Source organism: Devosia sp. T2-14, assembly GCF_055397495.1.
Window position 1 is genome coordinate 402,712 of record NZ_AP027921.1, and the last position, 20,676, is coordinate 423,387.

The window sequence follows — 20,676 nt, forward strand, 5'->3', positions numbered from 1 at the left end:
GGTTGAACTGAGGGCGTTTTCGGCCCGCGACGGGCTGCAAAGGGCCGCTCCCTTCACCGTCATCGCGCTGTCATGCCATCACTCTACTTGCTCCTCGGTTCGCCGCGGGACCCCGCACGGGCCTCGTCGAACGACTTTTCAGGGAGACTGAACATGTCCATCAAGAATACCCTCGGCGCATCCGTGTCGATGCTTGCCGTGCTCGCCGTTTCCGCACCCGCTTTCGCCCAGACCGACATGACCGCGCTCTATGACGCTGCCAAGGCCGAGGGCCAGCTCACCGTCATCGCCCTGCCCCACTCCTGGTGCAACTATGGCGGCGTGATCGAGGGCTTCAAGACCAAGTATCCCGGCATCACCATCAACGAACTCAACCCCGATGCCGGTTCGGCCGACGAGCTCGAAGCCGTCCGCGCCAATATCGGCAATACCGGCCCGCAGGCCCCCGACGTGCTCGATATCGGCCTGGCCTTTGGCCCGCAGGCCAAGGATGAAGGCCTGCTGCAGGCCTACAAGGTTTCGACCTGGGAAGACATTCCGGCCGACGCCAAGGATGCCGACGGCTTCTGGTATGGCGACTATTACGGCGTGCTGGCTTTCGGCATCAACAAGGACATCATCACCGGCGACAATCCCACGTCCTGGGCTGACCTGATGAAGGACGAATACGCCAATTCCGTCGCCCTGGCCGGTGATCCGCGCACCGCCAACAACGCCATCCTGTCGGTCTACGCCGCGGGCCTGTCGACCGGTGCCGATGCCGCCAATGGCGCGCAGGCGGGCCTAGAATACTTCAAGGCCCTCAACGACAAGGGCAATTTCGTGCCGGTCGACGCAGAAGCTGCTGCCATCGCGCAGGGCACCACGCCGATCGCCATCAACTGGGACTACAACCTGCTGGCCGCCCGCGACAACCTCAACGGCAACCCGCCGATCGACGTCATCGTGCCGTCTGACGGCGTTGTGGCCGGCGTCTATGTCCAGGCCATCTCGGCGCATGCCCCGCACCCGAACGCTGCCAAGCTCTGGATGGAATATCTCTATTCCGACGAAGGCCAGCTGGGCTGGCTGTCGGGCTATTGCCACCCGATCCGCTTTAACGCCATGGCCGATGCCGGCGTGCTGCCTGAAGACCTGATGGCCAAGCTGCCCGACGCGGACAACTACGCCAAGGCCGTGTTCCCCTCGATCGCCGAGCAGAACGCCAACAAGGCCACCATCACCAGCGGCTGGGACACCACCGTCGGCGCCGCCGTGAAGTAAGCTGAGTACATGACTATGCCAGCCACGACCTCTTCAACAGACCTCATCCTGAGCCTGTCGAAGGACGAGGTCGTGGCTGGATCGTGCCCCGCCCTCGTGGTTCGACGGGCTCACCATGAGGGCTGCTGAGGCACCGAAATGACCGACACCGCATCCCCGACACGACGCCGCCGCCTGCCGTGGGACACCCTGGCGGTCGCGCCATTCGTCATCTTCGCGGTGATGTTCCTGTTCATGCCCACCCTGTCGCTGGTGGTGGCCGCCTTCACCGACCGGGCCGGCAATTTCACCTTTGACAACATCATCGGCCTGGGCGCCGATCAGATCGTTGCCGCCTACTGGATTTCCATTCGCATTTCGGGCGCGTCGGCCATTCTGGGCGCGGTGATTGGCCTCGCCATCACGCTGGCCATCATCCGCGGCCGCCTGCCCGCCGGCCTGCGCGCCGCGGTCATGACCTTTTCCGGGGTCGCCTCCAACTTTGCCGGCGTGCCGTTGGCCTTTGCCTTCATCGCCACGTTGGGCCGGCTGGGCCTCGTCACCATCGTCCTGCGCACCGTCTTCGGCTTCGACCTCTATCGCTCGGGCTTTAACCTCCTGAGCTTCTGGGGCCTGACCCTGACCTATCTCTACTTCCAGATTCCGCTGATGATCCTGATCATCGCGCCAGCCGTAGATGGCCTCAAGAAAGAGTGGAACGAGGCCGCGCAAATGCTGGGCGCCAGCCCCTGGCAGTTCTGGCGCTATATCGGCCTGCCCATTCTGTGGCCGAGCTTCCTGGGCACGCTCAGCCTGCTGTTTGCCAATGCTTTCGGCGCCATCGCCACTGCCTGGGCGCTCACCGGCTCCAACCTCAACATCGTGACCGTGCTGCTCTACAACCAGATCCGCGGCGATGCCTTGCAAAATCCCGGCCTCGGCGCCGCGCTGGCGCTGGGCATGATCGTCATCACCTCGGTGGCCAACATCATCTACCTCGTCATTGCCAATCGCGCCGAGAGGTGGATGAAATGAAGTCCAACCGCTTCTGGGCCTGGGTCGTTTTCGCGTTGGGCGCGGCCTATTTCATCATTCCCCTGCTCGCCACGTTCGAATTCTCGCTGCGCATGCGGCGCGGCGAATACAGCTTCGATGCCTATGCCTCGGTGTTTTCCGACCCGCGCTTCCACGCCAGTTTCGGCTACTCGGTAGTGATCGGGCTGTTCACCATCGTGGTGGGCGTTCTGGTCGTGGTCCCGGCGGTATATTTCGTGCGCCTGCGCATGCCCTGGCTGCGGCCCTTCATGGAATTCGTGACGCTGCTGCCGCTGGTCATCCCGGCGCTGATCCTGGTCTACGGCTATATCCGGCTCTACAATTCCAGCTCGATCATTCCCTTCACCGGCAGCGCGCTGGGCACCGATATCCTGCTGACCGGGGCCTATGTGACGCTGGCCCTGCCCTACCTCTACCGCGCCATCGACACCGGCATGCGCACCATCGATATCGGCACATTGACCGAGGCCGCCCAGATCATGGGCGCCAACCAGGCCCAGATCATCTGGCGGATCATCCTGCCCAATATCCTGGTGGCGATCCTGTCGGGCGCCTTCCTGACCTTTGCCATCGTGATCGGCGAGTTCACCATTGCCAGCCTGCTCAACCGGCCGGCCTTTGGCCCCTATCTGGTCAATATCGGCACCAACCGCGCCTATGAGCCGGCGGCGCTGGCGATCATTTCCTTCATCATCACCTGGGGTGCCATGGGCATGATCAGCGTTCTCGGACGCTTCGCCCCCCGCACCTCCGCCAGAACAGACTGAGAGAGAACCGACTGACCATGGCCGATTTTCTTCGCGTTCAGAACCTCACCAAGACCTTCGGCAGCAATACCGTGGTCAAGGGCGTCAGCTTTGCCTTCGCCAAGGGGGAGTTCATCTCGCTGCTCGGGCCCTCCGGCTGCGGCAAGACCACCATCCTGCGCATGATCGCCGGCTTTGAGAATCCCACCTCGGGCGCCATCACCGTCGATGGGGAGGACATCACCCACCTCAAGCCCAATCAGCGCCAGCTCGGCATGGTGTTCCAGGCCTATGCCCTGTTTCCCAATCTCAATGTCGGCGACAATATCGGCTTCGGGCTCAAGATCGCTGGCATGCCGGCCGAACAGCGCCGCGCCCGCGTCGAGGAAATGCTCAAGCTGATCGGCCTCGCCGGCTTTGAAAAGCGCTTCCCCTACGAACTCTCGGGCGGCCAGCAGCAGCGCGTCGCCCTCGCCCGCGCCATTGCGCCCCGCCCGCGCATGCTGCTGCTCGATGAGCCGCTGTCGGCCCTCGATGCCAAGATCCGCGTCTCCCTGCGCGAGGAAATCCGCGCCATTCAGCTCGATCTGGGCATCACCACGGTCTTCGTAACCCACGACCAGGAAGAGGCCCTGTCGATCTCGGACCGCATCGTGGTGATGAATGCCGGGGCGATCGAACAGCTCGGCGCGCCGCACGATATCTACAACCAGCCGGCAACCCGGTTCGTTGCCACCTTCGTCGGTCAGCTCAACAGCATCGAAGCCACAGTGCTCGATCCCGCCAGCAAGACCGTCACCATCGATGGCCAGACTGTGGTCGTTTCCCACCTGCCCGCCGATGCCGTAGCCGGTGCGGCGACCACGCTCACCCTGCGCCCCGAAGTGGTCAGCGTCGGCACCCGCAGCGACAATGACATCACCCTTACAGGCACAATTGCCGACGTCACCTTCCTCGGCTCGGTCATCCGCCTGCGCGTGGCGCTGGGCAAGAATATCCTCAGCCTCGACACCTTCAACGACCAGCGCACCGCCCCACCCAGCCGCGGCGAACCCGTCACCATCAGCCTCGCCAGCAAGGACCTGCTGGTGCTCTAGGCGCCCCCTGAGACCTCATGATGCGGTGCGCCTTTTGGCGCCTCGAACCACGAAGTCGGGCCTTCCCCCCAACACCAGCCTTGCGGCGCGGGTCGCCGGGGCGGTACGACTGGCCAACACCCGACGGAGTCGACAATGATGGAATCCCCCTTCGTCACCACAGCTTGGCTGGCCGAACACCTCAATGACCCCAATGTGGTCGTCGTCGATGGCAGCTGGCACATGCCCAATTCCGCCCGCAACGCCCAGGCCGAATACCTTGCCGGGCACATTCCGGGCGCGGTCTTCTTCGATATCGACGGCATCGCCGATACCGAAACCAGCCTGCCCCACATGCTGCCCACCCCGGCCGATTTCGCGCATATGGTCGGCGCATTGGGCATTTCCGACAGCATGACCATCGTCGTTTATGACGAGCACGGCCTGTTTTCCGCCCCGCGCGTCTGGTGGACCTTCCGCACCATGGGCGCGCGTGATGTGCGCATTCTCGAAGGTGGCGGCCCGCAATGGCGCAGCGATCACCGCCCCACCGAAGCGGGTCTGGTCTCGCGCAAGCCGCAGGTCTTCACGCCTGATTTTGACGCGGCCCGCGTCGCCAGCTTTGAAACCGTGGCCGCGCGCAGTGCCGATGGCGCGGCGCAGATCGCCGATGCCCGCCCGGCCAACCGCTTCCACGCCGAAGTGCCCGAGCCGCGTCCCGGCGTGCGCGGCGGCCACATTCCCAACAGCCACAGCGTTCCAGTGGGCCTGCTCACCGAAAACGGCCGCATGCGTGCGCCCGCCGAACTCGCCCAGCTGTTCGCCGACCGCGGCATCGATCTGGCCCAACCCCTGATCACCTCCTGCGGGTCCGGCGTCACCGCCGCCACCCTGGCGCTCGCCGCCGGCCTCGCCGGCGCAACCAACGTCGCCCTTTATGACGGCGCCTGGAGCGAATGGGGTTCCCGCCCCGACGCCGAAATCGAGACCTGAGGCGCCGCTGGAAGGCTTGGCTGCCTTTCCCTTCCACCGGCGCTGACCACAGGCCCGCGGATCAAGTCCGCGGGCAGCATCTGTGCGTGGACGCGCCCCGCCTCCTACCCGCTTTGAACCGCGAGGCGTGCCCCAATCGCACAAACGCCCTTGCGGCTCTGCCCCGCATGGCCGAATAATCCGCCCCATAGTGACGGGACGGACTTATGGCGCAGCGACTGGATAATTCGATTAACCGTCTCGATGACGCGGCACGCGCCGGATGGCTCTATTATGTCGCTGGAAACACTCAGGAAGAGATCGCCACAAAACTCGGCATTTCGCGACAGTCGGCCCAGCGGCTGGTGTCCCTGTCGGTCAGCGAGGGCCTGATCAAGGTGCGGCTCGATCACCCGATCGGCCGCTGCATGGACCTGGCGGCGCGCCTCAAATCCCGCTTCGCGCTGGATCTCGCCGAAGTCGTGCCCTCCGATCCGGCCAGCCAATCCACAACGATCGGGGTGGCCGAAGCCGCCGCCGCCGAGATCGAACGCTGGCTCAAGCGGCCCGACCCCATCGTCATGGCGATCGGCACCGGGCGCACGCTCAAGGCCGCCATCGAGCAGCTGACGCCGATGGAATGCCCGCACCACAAGGTCGTTTCGCTCACCGGCAATATCGCGCCCGATGGCTCGGCCGCCTTCTACAACGTCATTTTCAATGTCGCGGACATCGTCAAGGCGCGCAGCTTTCCCATGCCACTGCCGGTCATTGCCTCATCCGCCCGCGAGCGCGAATTGCTGCATGCCCAGCCGATGATCCGCGAAACCCTGGCCCTGGCGGCTAAGGCCGACGTGACCTTTGTCGGCATTGGCGATATCGGCCCCGAGGCCCCGCTCTATCTCGACGGCTTCATCACCGATGCCGAACTCAAGGCCCTGCAGAAGGCCGGCGCCGTCGGCGAAATCTGCGGCTGGAGCTTTGACGCCAATGGCAAACTCATCGAAGGGCTGACCAATGATCGCGTCGCCTCGGCCCCGATGCCGTCGCGCGAACGCTCCCTTGTCGTGGCAATTGCCATGGGCGAGCGCAAATTGCCCGGCATTCGCGCCACGCTGAACCGGCGCCTGATCAACGGCCTCATCACCGACGAGCGCACCGCCGAAGGCCTGCTGAAGCTCTCCTAACGCCCTGAAACGCCTTCAATATCGGCAATACCCCTGCATGCGGCGCGCATGCAGGCCATTCGGGCTGTGCATGACACCCTTGACTTCGGCGCATAACAGGTGAACATTTGCCCACGACTGGAACAAATGCCCGTTTCGGTATCTGGGAGGAATGCAATGAAACTGACACCCATTCTCGTGGGCGCCTTTAGCCTTGCGCTGGCGGTCTCCGCCTCGGCGCAGACGCTCACCATCGCTACCGTCAATAATGACGACATGATCCGCATGCAGGGCCTGTCGCCGGCTTTCACCGAAGCCACCGGCATCGCGCTCAACTGGGTCGTGCTCGAGGAAAACACCCTGCGCCAGAACGTCACCACCGACATTGCCACCAATGGCGGGCAATATGACGTGATGACCATCGGCACCTATGAAGCGCCGACCTGGGCCAAGCAGAACTGGCTCGTGCCGCTCGATGGCCTCAGCGCCGACCCTGCCTATGACGTCGATGACCTGCTCCCACCCATCCGCGGCGGCCTCTCGCTCGATGGCAAGCTCTATGCAGCCCCGTTCTACGGCGAAAGCTCCATGGTCTATTACCGCAAGGACCTGATGGAGAAGGCCGGCCTCACCATGCCCGATGCCCCCACCTGGGAGTTTATCGGCCAGGCCGCCCGCGCCATGACCGACCGCGCCGCCGATGTCAGCGGCATCTGCCTGCGCGGCAAGGCAGGCTGGGGCGAGAACATGGCCTTCATTACCGCCATGTCGAACTCCTTCGGCGCCCGCTGGTTCGATGAAAACTGGCAGCCCCAGTTCAATACGCCCGAATGGAAGAACACCCTCGATACCTATCTCTCGCTGATGGCCGATGCCGGCCCTCCGGGCGCTTCGTCCAACGGCTATAACGAGAACATGACGCTGTTCCAGCAGGGCAAATGCGGCATGTGGATCGACGCCACCGTGGCTGCCAGCGCCCTGATCGGTCCCAATTCGACCGTCGCCGACCAGGTCGGCTTCGCCCTGGCGCCCGACAATGGCCTGGGCAAGCGCGGCAACTGGCTCTGGGCCTGGGCGCTGGCGATCCCTGCCAGCTCGCAGAACAAGGAAGCGGCCGAGAAATTCCTCAATTGGGCAACCAACAAGGACTACCTCGCCACCGTCGCCGCCAAGGATGGCTGGGCCAGCGTGCCTCCGGGCACCCGAGCCTCGCTCTATGCGAACCCCGAATACCAGGCCGCCGCGCCCTTCGCCAAGATGACTCTGGACTCGATCAATTCGGCCGATCCCACCAAGCCCACCGTCAAGCCGGTGCCCTATACGGGGGTGCAGTTCGTGGCCATTCCCGAATTTGCCGGCATTGCCACCAATGTAGGCCAGCTCTTCTCTGCCGCCCTTGCGGGCCAGATGTCGGCTGACGACGCCCTGGCGCAGGCCCAGGAGTCGACCCTGCGCGACATGACCCGCGCCGGCTACATCAAGTAGTCTTCTCCCGAAGACGTGCCGCCCGGATGACGGTCCCCTCTATCATCCGGGCGGCAAACCCAAGCCTACATGCGAACCACGCCAGCGCTGCCCGCTCCGTCCAGCGGGCACGCGATCTGCCTCCCGCCCCCTTGTGGGGAGGGATCGAGGGTGGGGGCTTGCCCACCGCAACTTCCGGGGTAACCGATGGCCACCGCACAGACCCGTACGCTCTCCCGTGTCATGATGGCTCCGGCCGTCATCGTCCTGCTGATCTGGATGATCGTGCCGCTGGTGATGACCCTGTGGTTCTCCTTCCAGAACTACAACCTCATCAACCCCATGATGACCGGCTTTGCCGGCTGGGCGAACTATCTCTATGTCATCGGCGATCCCAGCTTCACCCAGTCGCTGATCAACACCCTCATCCTGGTCGGCGGCGTGCTGCTCATCACCGTCACCGGGGGCATCCTGCTGGCGCTGCTGCTCGATCAGCCGGTCTGGGGCCAAGGCTTGCTGCGCATCGTGGTCATCTCGCCCTTCTTCGTCATGCCGCCGGTCGCGGCGCTGATCTGGAAGAACGGCTTCATGCATCCCGGCTACGGCATGCTGGGGCATTTGTGGAAATTCTTCGGCCTGCAGCCGGTCGACTGGTTCAACCAGTATCCGCTGTTCTCGGTCATCGTCATCGTCGCCTGGCAGTGGCTGCCCTTCGCCACGCTGATCCTGCTGACGGCCCTGCAGTCGCTCTCCGAGGAGCAGCGCGAGGCCGCCGAGATGGACGGCGCCAATGCCCTCAACCGCTTCTACTATATCATCCTGCCCCATATGGCCCGCTCGATCACCATCGTGATCCTGATCCAGACCATTTTCCTGCTCGGCATTTTCGCCGAGATCCGCGTCACCACCGGGGGCGGCCCGGGCTATGCCTCGACCAACATCACCTTCCTGGTCTTCCGCACCGGTATCCTTTCCAACGACATCGGGGCCGGTTCCGCCGGCGGCGTCATCGCCGTCATCATCGCCAACATCGTCGCCTTCTTCCTGATGAGGGCTGTGGGGAAAAACCTCGATGCGTGAGTCCATTATCACCGGCGTCAGGAGCTAACCCCATGGCCCGCAACGTCCCCACCCGCACCCGTCTCGGCTTTTCCCTGCTTGCCTGGGCCATTGCGCTATTGCTGTTCTCGCCGATCCTGTGGGTGGTGCTCACCGCCTTCAAGACCGAGGCCGAGGCCATCGCCGCCAACCCGACCTTCTTCCCGCAGAACTTCACGCTGGAAAATTTCGGCGCCGTGCAGGAGCGCTCCGACTATATCAAGCACGCCACCAATTCGATCCTGGTCTCGGTCGGCTCGACCCTGATCGGCCTCGTCATCGGCATCCCGGCGGCCTGGGCCATGGCCTTTGCCCCCACCAAGCGCACCAAGGATGTGCTGATGTGGATGCTCTCGACCAAGATGATGCCGGCCGTCGGCGTGCTGATCCCGATCTACCTGATCTTCCGCGACCTGCGCCTGCTCGATACCGTGCACGGCCTGACCATGATCATGACGCTGATCAACCTGCCGATCATCATCTGGATGCTCTACACCTACTTCAAGGAAATCCCGGTCGATATCCTGGAGGCCGCCCGCATGGACGGGGCCGAATTGTGGAACGAGATCGTCCACGTCCTGGTCCCCATGGCCGTGCCCGGCATCGCCTCGACCCTGCTGCTCAACGTGATCCTGGCCTGGAACGAGAGCTTCTGGACCATCACGCTGACCTCGGGCCGCGCCGGCACGCTGACGGCCTTCATCTCATCCTTCTCGAGCCCGCAAGGCCTGTTCCTCGCCAAGCTCTCCGCCGCCTCCCTGCTCGCCATCGCGCCCATCCTGCTGATGGGCTGGTTCAGCCAGAAACAACTCGTCCGCGGCCTCACCTTCGGCGCTGTGAAATAAGGACCAAAAAATGGGCTCCATCTCCCTGCAACACGTCAAGAAGTCCTTCGGCGAGGTCCAGATCATTCCCGATATCTCGCTCGATATCGAGGACGGCGAATTCGTGGTCTTTGTCGGCCCCTCGGGCTGCGGCAAGTCCACCCTGCTGCGCCTGATCGCCGGGCTCGAAGACACCACTGCCGGCACCATCCTGCTCGATGGCGAGGACATGACCAAGGCCCCGCCCGCCCGCCGCGGTCTCGCCATGGTGTTCCAGTCCTACGCCCTCTATCCGCATATGAGCGTGCGCGACAACATCGCCTTCCCGCTCAAGATGGCCAAGGCCCCGCGCGAGGAGATCGACCGCAAGGTCGAGTATGCCGCCCGCACGCTCAACCTCAGCTCCTATCTCGACCGGCGCCCGCGGGCCCTGTCGGGCGGCCAGCGCCAGCGCGTCGCCATCGGCCGCGCCATCGTGCGCGAGCCCAAGGCCTTCCTGTTCGATGAGCCGCTCAGCAATCTCGACGCCGCCCTGCGCGTCAATATGCGGCTCGAGATCACCGAACTGCACCAGCAGCTCAAGACCACGATGATCTACGTCACCCATGACCAGGTCGAGGCCATGACCATGGCCGACCGCATCGTCGTGCTCAATGCCGGCAATGTCGAACAGTTCGGCTCCCCGCTCGATCTCTACAAGAAACCCGCCAACCGCTTCGTGGCCGGCTTCATCGGCTCACCCAAGATGAACTTCGTCGATGGGCCGGAAGCGGCCAAGCACAATGCCCATTCCATCGGCGTGCGCCCCGAGCACTTCAAGCTGAGCCGCGAAAGCGCTCCCGGCACCTGGAAGGGCAAGGTGAGCGTCGCCGAACTGCTCGGCAGCGACACCTTCCTCCACGTTCAGGTCGATGGCCTCGGCCTCATGACCATCCGCACCGATGGCGACCAGACCTTCAACCACGGCGACGACGTCTACCTCACCCCCGACCCGGCCCGCATCTACCGCTTCAACGCGGACGGAAAGGCGATCGAATAGCCGCCACGTCATTCCCGCGAAGGCAGGAATCCACTCTTGGGAACGCGGCGGACCAAAAACAGGCTCACCATGAGGTCTCATGGAGGCGCGTGAAGGACTTACACCATGACCACCAAACTATCCGCCGCCGCCCTGCCCGCTATCACCACCGCGTCCGTGCCTGGATATGATCGGGCGAGCCTGACGCCGGGCATCGTGCATTTCGGCGTCGGCAACTTTCACCGCGCCCATCAGGCGGTCTATCTCGATGATCTGTTTGCCACCGGCACCGATCACGATTGGGCCATTGTTGGAGCTGGCGTGCGCGAGGCCGACGATGCCATGCGCCACCAGCTGCTGGCGCAGGATTGGCTGACCACCGTCGTCGAGCAGGAAGCCGACAGCAGCCGCGCCCGCATCACCGGCGCCATGATCGATTACCTGCGCCCCGGCGCCAGCGCCGCCATCATCGCCCAGCTGGCCGATCCGGCCATTCGCATCGTTTCGCTGACCATCACCGAAGGCGGCTATTACATCGATCCGGCGAGCCAGAAATTCGATCCCGCCCACCCCGACATCGCCTTTGACGCCGCCCATATCGACGCCCCCAAGACCGCCTTCGGGCTGATCCTCGCCGGTCTCATTGATCGCCGCGCGGCGGGTATCCCGCCCTTCACCGTCATGAGCTGCGACAACATTCCGGGCAATGGCCACGTCACGCAGAATGCCGTGGTGGGCCTGGCCGAATTGATCGACCCCGCCATCGCCCAGTGGGTCAAAACCGATGTCGCCTTTCCCAATGGCATGGTCGACCGCATCACCCCCGCCACCTCGGACCGCGAGAAGACGCTGCTCGCCACCGAGTTCGGCATCGAGGACAATTGGCCGGTCTTCTGCGAGAGTTTTCGTCAATGGGTGCTCGAAGATCATTTCCCCGCCGGGCGTCCGGCGCTGGAAAAGGTCGGCGTGCAGTTCGTTGCCGATGTCGCGCCCTACGAGCACATGAAGATCCGCATCCTCAATGGCGGCCACGCCACCATCGCCTATCCGGCCGGGCTGATGGATATTCACTTCGTGCACGAGGCCATGGCGCACCCGCTGGTCTCGGCTTTCCTGGCCAAGGTCGAGCGCGACGAGATCATTCCCGTCGTGCCGCCGGTTCCCGATACCAATCTCGATGACTATTTCTCGCTGTGCGAACGGCGCTTCGCCAATCCCAAGATCGGCGACACCATCCGCCGCCTGGCGCTCGACGGCTCCAACCGCCAGCCCAAATTCATCATCCCCTCGGCGCTCGACCGCGTCCGGTCCGGCCACTCGGTCATCGGGCTCGCCCTCGTCTCCGCCCTCTGGTGCCGCTACTGCCATGGCACCACCGACAGCGGCGCGGTGATCGAACCCAACGACCCCAGCTGGTCCCGCCTCACCGCCCAGTCCCGCCTCGCCCGCGACAACCCGGCCGCCTGGCTCGCCATGGCCGACATCTACGGCGATCTCGCCCACAACCACACCTTCGCCACCGCCTTCACCCACGCCCTCAACAGCCTCTGGGCCCACGGCACCAAGGCGACCCTGGAGCGCTATCTCGGCGACGGCCTCTAATGCCTCCCCCACGCCGGGCAAACACGCCTCTCCCCCACCGACGATCGCTGACCCCGGACTTGATCCGGGGGCCTCTCCCCACACGCACAGGCCCGCGGACACAACGCCCCATACTCCCCACCCTCACTCCCTCCCCACAAGGGGGAGGGAAGCCCGTCCAGCGCTGGCTTCAACACCCTGCCGCGATCCCCCAGTCGTCTCCCTCCCCCTCCGTGGGGCTTGAGAGCGGCCCGCCGGGACAGACCGCTCCAGTGGAGCGATTTGAGCGAGCAAGGCCATGAGAGCTAAGCTCGAATGGCTGGATCAAGGGTGGGGGGACGGCTGGCCCAGATGCGTCCGCCCATCAACGTGCAAACCCGCGTCTACCACACCCGCAATCGCTGCCCCCGGACTTGATCCGGGGGCCCTTACCCACCCACGCCAGTTCTCGAACAGGCCCGCGGATCAAGTCCGCGGGCAGCGCCGGTGCGTTTCCCCCACCCCCTCCTTCAAGGGGCATGAGTCCTTTCCCCCATGACGCCCGCTCTCATCATCTTCGATTGCGATGGCGTGCTCGTCGATAGCGAACCCCTCGCCATGCGGGTCCTGCTCAATGCCCTCGCCGCGCAGGACATTCACATCGCCCCCGCCACCGCCTTCCGCGACTTTCTCGGCCGCTCGCTCGCCTCGATCTCCGCCAGCCTGCTCGATAGCCACGGCGCCCCGCTCGGCCCGGAGGCGCTCGCGGCCATGCGGGGGGACCTCTACGCCCTCTACCGCAATGAACTCCGCCCCAATCCCGGCGTCGCCGCCACGCTGAGGCAGCTCGACATTCCCTTCTGTGTCGCCTCCTCCAGCACGCCCGAGCGTATCCGCCTCAGCCTCGACCTCACGGGCCTGCTGCCCTGGTTCGAGCCGCGCATTTTCTCCGCCAGCATGGTCGAGAATGGCAAGCCCGCGCCCGACCTCTTCCTCCTCGCCGCCCGCGCCATGGGCGTTTCCCCGGAAAACTGCGTCGTCATCGAAGACAGCCCGGCGGGCATTACGGCGGCCCGGAGGGCGGGCATGGCGGTATTCGCCTATCTGGGGGGCAGCCACATTACGCCGGGCGGGCTGGCCCCTGAGATCGCGGCCTTGCAGCCGGATGCAGTTTTCGATGATATGCAGGCACTGCCCGATCTATTAAGCTCGCTCAGCTCCGAGAAGAAGGCCCGATAGCATTGACGCAAAGCCTGCTGGTCGCTGTGGATGTGGGCACGGGAAGTGCCCGGGCAGGCGTGCTGACGACGCTTGGCGGACTCGTCGCCCGCGCCGAGCATCCCATCGTCATGAACCGGCACGACGCCAATCACGCCGAACACGATAGCGACCAGATCTGGAGCGCCGTCTGCGCAGCCGTCGGCGAGGCCATGGCTCTGGCCGGGGCCAATCCCGCCAATGTGGTCGGCATCAGTTTCGACGCCACCTGCTCGCTCGTCGTCCGCGATGCCGACGGCCTGCCGGTCACCGTCTCGACCAGCGGCGAAGACCGCTGGGACACCATTGTCTGGCTCGATCACCGCGCTTTGGCCGAAGCCGAGGAATGCACCCAAACCGGCCATCTCGTGCTCGCCTATGCCGGCGGGGTCATGTCGCCCGAGATGGAAGCGCCCAAGCTGATGTGGCTCAAGCGCAATATGCCCAAAAGCTGGGCCCGCGCCGCCATGATGTTCGACCTGGCCGATTTCCTGTCGTGGAAGGCAACCGGCTCGCTCGCCCGCAGCCAGTCCACCCTCACCTGCAAATGGACCTATCTGGCCCATGCCGATGGCTGGCAGCCTGATTTCCTCGCCACGGTCGGGCTTGAAGACCTCATCGAGAAAGCCGCCCTCCCGCACGAGGCCAGTCCCGTCGGCACCGATCTTGGTCCCCTGACGCCGGCGGCCGCTGCCGATCTGGGCCTCACCACCGCTTGCCGGGTGGGCGCCGGGCTCATCGATGCCCATGCCGGTGCGCTGGGCGTACTCGGGGCCTTCGCCACCGATGTCACCACCATCGACCATCACCTGGCGCTGATTGCCGGCACATCGAGCTGCGTCATGGCGCTCTCCGCCGAAGACCGTCCCACCAATGGCGTCTGGGGCCCCTATTACGGCGCGGTGCTGCCTGGCGTCTGGCTCAACGAAGGCGGCCAGTCGGCCACCGGAGCCCTGCTCGACCACATCATTCGCTGGCACGGCGCCGGCGGCGAACCCGGTCCGGAAAAGCACCGCGCCATCGCCCGCCGCATCATGGAACTGCGCCTGCGCGAAGGGCTGGCCCTGGCCGACCGCCTCCATGTCCTGCCCGATTTCCACGGCAACCGCTCGCCGCTCGGCGATCCCTTTGCGCTCGGCGTCATTTCGGGCCTGACGCTCGACAGCGATTTTGATTCCCTTTGCCGCCTCTATTGGCGCGGCGCCGTCTCCATCGCGCTCGGCGTCCGGCACATTCTCGAAACGCTCAACACCCGCGGCTATGCCATCGACACGCTGCACATCGCCGGCGGCCACACCAAGAATGCCGTGCTGATGGAACTCTATGCCGACGCCACTGGCTGCACGGTGGTGGAGTCCTCGGCCCCCGACGCGACCCTGCTCGGCATGGCCATGGTCGCGGCCACCGCCGCCGGGATTTACCCCAGTCTCGATGCCGCCTGCGTGGCCATGCAGCAGGGAGGGCGCGAGCGCGCGCCCGACCCGGCGGCACGCCAGCAGTTCGACAGGGACTATCGTATTTTTCTCGAAATGCTGCGCCAGCGGCAGGCAATCGACGCGATGGCCTAGTCCGCGCCAGAACTCATCAAGAAATCCGCAAGAAAACCGCCAGCATGCTTGCAGCACTATGCCGTTTTTCTTGCGAAATCTTGCACGCTGAATCTTCGCCACGGAACCAAAACCGATGCCGACCCGTTCCTTGGTCACGCGCCTCAACCGCGCGCAGTGACGTGGAGGACGACATGACGAGCATGGATATCAAGGCAAGCGAGACCGCGCATGACACCCGCATGTTGTGGACGGAAGGCTATGATGACCGCACCCATTACGCCAACGTTCTCAAGGCTTTGACTCCCGCTTTGTTCATCCTGGTGGCCGCAACCGCACTCCTGGTTGCCGTGCTCTAAGTCCCCCCAAGGGCCCAATAACAAGAAGGCTAGAGACCATGGGTTTAGGTACCATCCTCATCATCATCCTGATCCTGTTGCTGATCGGCGCGCTGCCCAATTGGGGCTATTCGCGCGGCTTCGGTTACTTCCCCTCAGGCATCCTGGGCGTCGTCCTGATCGTCATTCTCATCCTGGTTTTGATGGGACGTATCTAGCGGCACCAGCACGAAAAAAGGCGCAGCCAGCCCCCCTGGTTTTCGCTTCGCGAAAGGCGCCTGCGGGTCGAAAGACGCCCCCCTTTCACCCGCCTCCTGCCACCCCGATACGCCCCGCGCGTGTCGGGGTGACTTTCTTTATGGGACCTGGAAAGACCCTGGAAACCATGGGGATTTCCGAGGGAACCCCAAGGATTTCCGGGCGTTATCCCATCGCAATCACAGGAGCATCACATGGCTACCACATCCGATCTTGCCCCCGCCCGCCCCAAACCATCGGGCGCCGCCCGTCGCGCCAGCAACAAGGCCCGCGAAGCGCAATTGGAGGAACAGGTCGCCCAGCTGCAGGCCGATATCAAGTCGATCGCCTCGACGCTGGCCCGGATGAGCAACGAGAAGGTCAACGAAGCCCGCGACGCCGCCAAGAGCGAAGCATTGAACCTGCAGCGCCAGGGTCAGCAGGTCGTTGAAGATGTTCAGGAAAAAGCCAGCGACATCGAAAAGCAGCTCAAGGACACCATCCGCGAAAAGCCCCTGACCGCCGTCGCCAGCGCTGTTGGCATCGGCTTTGTGCTCGCCCTGCTGTCGCGGCACTAAGCCATGAACTACCTGACCCCGCTGGCCAGCCTGCTTGGCCTCGAGATCGAATCCGTTACCGAGCGCGTCCGTAACACCTTGATTCTCAACGCGATCATGGCGGTGTTGGGCGTGGCGGCGCTGGGTTTCCTCGTGGCCGCCGGATTCATGGCGCTGGCCGACCAGGTGGGCGGCATCTATGCGGCGCTGATCATCGCCGCCATTTTCCTGGTGCTGGCCCTGGTGGTCTATGTCATTGCCCGCGTTGGCGAAAACCGCCGCCGGCGGGAACTGGCGGCCAAGCGCCGCTCCACCGAAACCAGCGCCTTCGTCACCACCGCCGCGCTGACCGCGCTACCGGTACTGCTGCAATCGCCGCTGGTGCGTGCTGTCGGCATTCCCGCCGCCGTGGTCGGCGCTTTCATGCTGGCCCGCAAAGGCGACAAATCAGACAAGTGAACGAGGCCGCTACGGCGACCTCAGCCCTCGGCGGGCAGCGGCATCCAGATATTGGCAGTGACGCCGCGCGGGTCGAATGACAGCTTCACTTCGCTGTCGAGCACCTTGGCCAGGCTCCGTTCGATGAGCTTGGTGCCCAGCCCAACCTCTTCTGGCCGTTGCACTTTCGGCCCGCCGGTCTCCCGCCAGGTCAGCGACAGGCCCCGGACCGGCTCGCGCTGAATATCCCAGTCGATGCTCACCGTGCCGTGCTCGCCCGACCAGGCGCCATAGCGATGCGCATTGGTGGTGAGTTCGTGGAGGATCAGCCCCAGCCCCAGCGCATGATCGGCCGGCAGGGTCACATCGGCCCCCGTCACCTCGGCGCGGTCCGGCCCGGTTCGGAAACCCGGCCCCAGCTGTGAGGCGATGACTTCATAGAGCTGCACCCCCGACCAGTCGCGGTCGGCCAACAGCACATGGGCATCGGAAATGGTGCGCAACCGGCCGGAGAACGCCTCGATGAAATCCTGGGGATCGGGATTTTGCCGGATGGTCTGGCGCGCCACCGACTGGATCATGGCGAGGGTATTCTTGACCCGGTGGTTCAGCTCGCGCAGCAGCACGCGCGTATGCTCGGCGCTTTGCTTGCTTTCGGAAATATCGATGCTGGCGCCCATCATCACCATGGCCTTGCCTTCGGCATCGCGCTGATAGACGCGTCCGCGCGTGGTCACCCAGCGCCCCGAATTGCCGACCCGCGCCTCGACATCGAGGTCGACGCCGGTCTTGAAGCTGGCATCGATCCCATCCTGCATAAGCACGCGGCCCGTCGGGTGCAGTGCCTCCAGAACATCGTCAGTGTGGATCACCGCGGTATCGGGCAGGCCATACATGCGGCGGAACATGTCGTTGCACGAGATCTCGCCGGTGCGGATGTCCCACACCCAGCTGCCGACCTTGCCGGCTTCCAGCGTCAGGGCATGGCGCCACTCTTCGCGCACCAGCGCCGCGGCCGTGCGAGCTCGCGTCCGCGCCTCGTCCTTGAGGGCGAACATCGAGGAAGCGATGGCGGCGAGATCGACCAGTTGCTGGCGGAGCCCATCGGATACGGCGTCGCGCGGCTTGGTGTCGATAACGCAGAGCGAACCGACCTTCTGCCCGGCCACCGTGATGGCTGCGCCGGCATAAAAGCGGATACCGGGCCAGCCGGTCACCAGGGGATTGTCGCGGAAGCGCTCGTCTTTGGACGCGTCCAGAACCACCAGCGTGTCTTCGTCGCCGGGCAGCGCAATGGCATGGGCGCAGAACGAGGTGTCGGTCAGGGCTTCATTGATGGTGTCGACGCCAAAGCAGCCGCTGAACCACTGCCGCGTCTTGTCGAGCAGGGTAACGAGAGCGATTTCGCTGCCGAACAGATGCGCTGCCGACCGGCTGAGCCGGTTGAAATCGGCATCGGACGGAGCGTCGAGCATGGCCAGGTTTGCCAGGGCTTCTAGTCTTGCTGTGTCTTCGACAACCTTCCGCACCGGTTTGGGAAGGTGTCCCCCTGTCTCTGTCACTTGCCGTCCTGAGCTACGTGCTTCTGTTTTTGCAAACATTGGCCCGGAAACGTCGCCGCGCCGGGTTTGGTTCCAAAGAAATATGCAATTTATGCGTTATCGGCCGTCCCGGGCAAAACCACCCGCAAAGCGCCCGGATGTGCCCTGATGGTTACCGAGCGTTCGAGCTTGATCAGTTCGCCATCGACCACTGCATGCGCGCCCCGTTTGCGGCGGGGAAATTGCAAAGTCACCTCGGCGACCTCTTCCTCGGAGACCATCGGGCTTTCCCGCCAGCTGCCCAGGAACAGGTCGACCGCCAGCCTGAGCAGCTCCGATGTCGACACCGGCGCCGCCACATAGACGCCCAGCATGCCGGTATCCAGCCGGTCGGCATGGATCTGCCGGTCGCCCAGTGGGTTATTGGAGACGGCTATCCCGGAGACGCGGCGTCGGTCGGTGCCGTCTGGAGTCTGGAATTCGGCGTCGAACTGCGGCGGGTTGAGGGCCGCCGCGCCGATGGCGCGCAGGCTGGCCAGCATTTTGCCCACCCGGCTGCGGTAGCTCATACTCTCGCGAATGCGCACCAGCCGCGCATGAATGCCAACCCCGAACTGATGCACGAATGGGCGCCCATTGGCGGTGGCGATATCGACCGTGCCGATCGTTCCTGCTGCGATCGCTTCCAGGGCTGCAGTCAAATCCAGCGGCACGCGCAGTGCACGGGCGAAGAGGTTCATCGTCCCGGCCGGCAGCACGGCCAGGGGTTTGCCGGTTTCAAAGGCAATCCCCGCCGCCGTGGAAATGGTGCCATCCCCACCCCCGGCCAGGATGGCATCGACAGCCCCATCCATGGCGGCGGCGCGCAGGGTCTTTTCCACGTCCCTTCCGGCCACCACCTTGCAGTCGAGCCGGTGTCCGCGCGCGGCAAAGATCTCAGCGGCATTGGCCGAGAACTCGTTGAGATCCATCGTCCTCAGGGTTCCGCCATCGCGGTTGAACACGGCAACTAGACGCAAGCGCGGAACTCCGGATTCGTCGGGATCAGTTGACGGCAGGCGGACGGTTGTTTTCGAGGCCCGGCAGCGGCACCTTCACGCTGAGCCCACCACCGCTCATGCGCTCATATTGCGGCGCCCCGCCGAACTGGGCGGCCAGCTGCTTGACGATCACCGACCCCAGCCCGCCACCGCCCGGCTCGATGTCGCCATCAATGCCCACCCCGTCATCGATGACGCTGAGCATGGGCACGCCTTCGCTGTCGCGATTGAGCGTAACGGTAATGGAGCCGTCGCTACGATCGGGGAAGGCGTGCTTGACCGCATTGGTCACCAGCTCGCCGACCAGAATGCCAACGGTGGTGGCATCGCGCGCGCCGATGACGATAGGATCGAACTTGCCGACCAGCTTGATCGATTTCCCGTCCCCGGCCGTTTCGGCAATGTCATCGAGAACGGCATCCAGAAATTCGTCGGCGCTCGCCGTTTCGAGGTCATCGCCAAGCCGCAGGCGGCGATGCGATGAGGCGATGGCATGCACGCGCGACCGCGCCGCTTCAAGCGCCGCCCGCACTTCCGGCGACTGGCTGCGCATCAGCTGCAGGCCGAGCAGCGATGACACGGTGGCCAGCGAATTACCGATGCGGTGATTGGTGTCCTGCAGCAGGGTTTCGACGCGCTTGCGCTCCTGGTCGGCATAGAGGCGCGCTTCCTCGAGGGCCTGGGTGCGTTCCTGCACATGCGCCTCGAGCTCTTCATTCTCGGTCATCAGCAGGTCCTGGTTGCGCGCCAGCGCGCTGACCTGCCGCTGGGTGCGGGCAAATAGCGCGTAAGCCATCAACACGGCGCTTGCGAGCGCCAGGATGATGGCCCCGACCAGCCAGCGCCGCGACTGATCGATCTGCGCGTTGCGCTCCAGGAGCTTGGCATTTTCTTCGGCGATGAACTTCTCGAGCATGCCGCGTAGATTATCCATCAGGCGCTCGCCCATGCCGGTCTGCAGCACGATCTGCGCTTCAGAGGTGCGCGGCGCCTCGGCCAGCTGCACCGATCGCGCCATTTCGGCGACCTTGCTGGCGACCTCATTGGCGATGACACGCACCCGCTCGCTGCGGCCCGGATCGGGCTGGGTCGCCTCGATCAGCGCCGCCATGCGCGTATCGATCGCCGCGACGGAGCGTTCATAGGCGTCGAGATAGCTTTGGTCTTGCGTCAGCGTATAGCCGCGCTGGCTGCTTTCCGCTTCGCTGAGCGAGATCGTCAGCTCGCGCGCCTTGTTGCGCACTTCATAAGTATAGACGACGTCATTGATCTGCCGGTCGATGCCCTGCACCAGCACCAGTGCAGCGCCAGCCGCCAGCAGTACCAGCGTCAGGGATACGAGCACGACCAAACGTTGGGCGACGCGCCGCCTCGTCGTTGTTTTTTGCCCCGGACTGCTCATGCCGACTGCGATCCCCATTGTCTCATCCGTCCGTCCCCCTCCGACGATCAATGTGTATCGTGCCATGGGGTGATGGCCAAAGGCGATGGCATATTTG

20 protein-coding genes are annotated in these 20,676 nt (G+C 64.5%); 17 read left to right on the top strand and 3 right to left on the bottom strand.

The features are described from left to right. Positions 1–153: 153 nt before the first annotated feature. The 17 genes from ACZ5WT_RS02000 (at position 154) to ACZ5WT_RS02080 (ending at position 16,617) form a co-directional block, all read left to right on the top strand. Positions 154–1,263: an ABC transporter substrate-binding protein gene (locus ACZ5WT_RS02000; protein WP_464285718.1), complete on the top strand. Its 1,110-nt coding sequence runs from the start codon at positions 154–156 to the stop codon at positions 1,261–1,263. A 138-nt stretch (positions 1,264–1,401) separates the two neighbouring features. After that, complete coding sequence (locus tag ACZ5WT_RS02005; protein ID WP_464285719.1) at positions 1,402–2,277, top strand: ABC transporter permease; 876 nt, start codon at positions 1,402–1,404, stop codon at positions 2,275–2,277. Beyond that, complete coding sequence (locus tag ACZ5WT_RS02010) at positions 2,274–3,065, top strand: ABC transporter permease (protein WP_464285720.1); 792 nt, start codon at positions 2,274–2,276, stop codon at positions 3,063–3,065. The genes ACZ5WT_RS02005 and ACZ5WT_RS02010 overlap by 4 nt, the downstream gene beginning before the upstream one ends. A 17-nt stretch (positions 3,066–3,082) precedes the next feature. Beyond that, entirely contained in the window at positions 3,083–4,141 is a 1,059-nt protein-coding gene (locus ACZ5WT_RS02015; protein ID WP_464285721.1) for an ABC transporter ATP-binding protein, read from the top strand. Between the two features lie 135 nt (positions 4,142–4,276). Continuing rightward, positions 4,277–5,113 (top strand): 3-mercaptopyruvate sulfurtransferase, encoded by an 837-nt coding sequence (gene sseA, locus ACZ5WT_RS02020; protein WP_464285722.1) that lies wholly within the window; start codon positions 4,277–4,279, stop codon positions 5,111–5,113. Between the two features lie 206 nt (positions 5,114–5,319). Further along, positions 5,320–6,279, top strand: coding sequence for a sugar-binding transcriptional regulator (locus tag ACZ5WT_RS02025; RefSeq protein ID WP_464285723.1), 960 nt, complete (start codon positions 5,320–5,322; stop codon positions 6,277–6,279). Between the two features lie 156 nt (positions 6,280–6,435). Further along, positions 6,436–7,743, top strand: a complete 1,308-nt coding sequence (locus ACZ5WT_RS02030; RefSeq protein ID WP_464285724.1) for an ABC transporter substrate-binding protein — start codon at positions 6,436–6,438, stop codon at positions 7,741–7,743. A 186-nt stretch (positions 7,744–7,929) separates the two neighbouring features. After that, on the top strand, positions 7,930–8,802 hold the full coding sequence (locus tag ACZ5WT_RS02035; RefSeq protein WP_464285725.1) for a carbohydrate ABC transporter permease: 873 nt from the start codon (positions 7,930–7,932) through the stop codon (positions 8,800–8,802). A 32-nt stretch (positions 8,803–8,834) separates the two neighbouring features. Further along, a complete protein-coding gene (locus tag ACZ5WT_RS02040; RefSeq protein ID WP_464285726.1) occupies positions 8,835–9,665 on the top strand; it encodes a carbohydrate ABC transporter permease in 831 nt (276 codons plus the stop codon). Positions 9,666–9,675: 10 nt separating this feature from the next. Continuing rightward, a complete protein-coding gene (locus tag ACZ5WT_RS02045) occupies positions 9,676–10,683 on the top strand; it encodes an ABC transporter ATP-binding protein (RefSeq protein ID WP_464285727.1) in 1,008 nt (335 codons plus the stop codon). A 105-nt stretch (positions 10,684–10,788) separates the two neighbouring features. Beyond that, positions 10,789–12,264: a mannitol dehydrogenase family protein gene (locus ACZ5WT_RS02050; protein WP_464285728.1), complete on the top strand. Its 1,476-nt coding sequence runs from the start codon at positions 10,789–10,791 to the stop codon at positions 12,262–12,264. Positions 12,265–12,777: 513 nt separating this feature from the next. Next, entirely contained in the window at positions 12,778–13,461 is a 684-nt protein-coding gene (locus tag ACZ5WT_RS02055) for an HAD family hydrolase (protein WP_464285729.1), read from the top strand. 2 nt (positions 13,462–13,463) lie between these two features. Then, the gene (locus ACZ5WT_RS02060; RefSeq protein WP_464285730.1) at positions 13,464–15,047 is read left to right on the top strand and encodes an FGGY-family carbohydrate kinase; all 1,584 of its coding nucleotides are present in this window, start codon (positions 13,464–13,466) and stop codon (positions 15,045–15,047) included. 173 nt (positions 15,048–15,220) lie between these two features. After that, positions 15,221–15,385: a hypothetical protein gene (locus tag ACZ5WT_RS02065; protein WP_464285731.1), complete on the top strand. Its 165-nt coding sequence runs from the start codon at positions 15,221–15,223 to the stop codon at positions 15,383–15,385. A gap of 38 nt (positions 15,386–15,423) precedes the next feature. Continuing rightward, on the top strand, positions 15,424–15,582 hold the full coding sequence (locus ACZ5WT_RS02070; protein WP_146290020.1) for a DUF3309 family protein: 159 nt from the start codon (positions 15,424–15,426) through the stop codon (positions 15,580–15,582). 234 nt (positions 15,583–15,816) lie between these two features. Continuing rightward, positions 15,817–16,179 carry an ElaB/YgaM/YqjD family protein gene (locus ACZ5WT_RS02075; protein ID WP_464285732.1) on the top strand — a complete coding sequence of 121 codons (363 nt, stop codon included), beginning with the start codon at positions 15,817–15,819 and terminating at the stop codon, positions 16,177–16,179. 3 nt (positions 16,180–16,182) lie between these two features. Next, the gene (locus ACZ5WT_RS02080; RefSeq protein WP_464285733.1) at positions 16,183–16,617 is read left to right on the top strand and encodes a hypothetical protein; all 435 of its coding nucleotides are present in this window, start codon (positions 16,183–16,185) and stop codon (positions 16,615–16,617) included. A gap of 20 nt (positions 16,618–16,637) precedes the next feature. Here ACZ5WT_RS02080 and ACZ5WT_RS02085 read toward each other — a convergent pair whose 3' ends face one another. From ACZ5WT_RS02085 to ACZ5WT_RS02095, 3 genes are all read right to left on the bottom strand, one after another. Continuing rightward, positions 16,638–18,071 (bottom strand): sensor histidine kinase, encoded by a 1,434-nt coding sequence (locus ACZ5WT_RS02085; RefSeq protein ID WP_464285734.1) that lies wholly within the window; start codon positions 18,069–18,071, stop codon positions 16,638–16,640. 176 nt (positions 18,072–18,247) lie between these two features. After that, positions 18,248–19,156 (bottom strand): diacylglycerol/lipid kinase family protein, encoded by a 909-nt coding sequence (locus tag ACZ5WT_RS02090; RefSeq protein WP_464285735.1) that lies wholly within the window; start codon positions 19,154–19,156, stop codon positions 18,248–18,250. A gap of 25 nt (positions 19,157–19,181) precedes the next feature. Then, a complete protein-coding gene (locus tag ACZ5WT_RS02095; RefSeq protein WP_464285736.1) occupies positions 19,182–20,522 on the bottom strand; it encodes a sensor histidine kinase in 1,341 nt (446 codons plus the stop codon). Positions 20,523–20,676 lie beyond the last annotated feature (154 nt).

Bases quoted from the DNA above. Each gene is read 5' to 3' on its own strand.
- ACZ5WT_RS02000 (WP_464285718.1), top strand. From the start codon at position 154: ATGTCCATCAAGAATACCCTCGGCGCATCCGTGTCGATGCTTGCCGTG.
- ACZ5WT_RS02005 (WP_464285719.1), top strand. From the start codon at position 1,402: ATGACCGACACCGCATCCCCGACACGACGCCGCCGCCTGCCGTGGGAC.
- ACZ5WT_RS02010 (WP_464285720.1), top strand. From the start codon at position 2,274: ATGAAGTCCAACCGCTTCTGGGCCTGGGTCGTTTTCGCGTTGGGCGCG.
- ACZ5WT_RS02015 (WP_464285721.1), top strand. From the start codon at position 3,083: ATGGCCGATTTTCTTCGCGTTCAGAACCTCACCAAGACCTTCGGCAGC.
- sseA (WP_464285722.1), top strand. From the start codon at position 4,277: ATGATGGAATCCCCCTTCGTCACCACAGCTTGGCTGGCCGAACACCTC.
- ACZ5WT_RS02025 (WP_464285723.1), top strand. From the start codon at position 5,320: ATGGCGCAGCGACTGGATAATTCGATTAACCGTCTCGATGACGCGGCA.
- ACZ5WT_RS02030 (WP_464285724.1), top strand. From the start codon at position 6,436: ATGAAACTGACACCCATTCTCGTGGGCGCCTTTAGCCTTGCGCTGGCG.
- ACZ5WT_RS02035 (WP_464285725.1), top strand. From the start codon at position 7,930: ATGGCCACCGCACAGACCCGTACGCTCTCCCGTGTCATGATGGCTCCG.
- ACZ5WT_RS02040 (WP_464285726.1), top strand. From the start codon at position 8,835: ATGGCCCGCAACGTCCCCACCCGCACCCGTCTCGGCTTTTCCCTGCTT.
- ACZ5WT_RS02045 (WP_464285727.1), top strand. From the start codon at position 9,676: ATGGGCTCCATCTCCCTGCAACACGTCAAGAAGTCCTTCGGCGAGGTC.
- ACZ5WT_RS02050 (WP_464285728.1), top strand. From the start codon at position 10,789: ATGACCACCAAACTATCCGCCGCCGCCCTGCCCGCTATCACCACCGCG.
- ACZ5WT_RS02055 (WP_464285729.1), top strand. From the start codon at position 12,778: ATGACGCCCGCTCTCATCATCTTCGATTGCGATGGCGTGCTCGTCGAT.
- ACZ5WT_RS02065 (WP_464285731.1), top strand. From the start codon at position 15,221: ATGACGAGCATGGATATCAAGGCAAGCGAGACCGCGCATGACACCCGC.
- ACZ5WT_RS02070 (WP_146290020.1), top strand. From the start codon at position 15,424: ATGGGTTTAGGTACCATCCTCATCATCATCCTGATCCTGTTGCTGATC.
- ACZ5WT_RS02075 (WP_464285732.1), top strand. From the start codon at position 15,817: ATGGCTACCACATCCGATCTTGCCCCCGCCCGCCCCAAACCATCGGGC.
- ACZ5WT_RS02080 (WP_464285733.1), top strand. From the start codon at position 16,183: ATGAACTACCTGACCCCGCTGGCCAGCCTGCTTGGCCTCGAGATCGAA.
- ACZ5WT_RS02085 (WP_464285734.1), bottom strand. From the start codon at position 18,071: ATGCTCGACGCTCCGTCCGATGCCGATTTCAACCGGCTCAGCCGGTCG.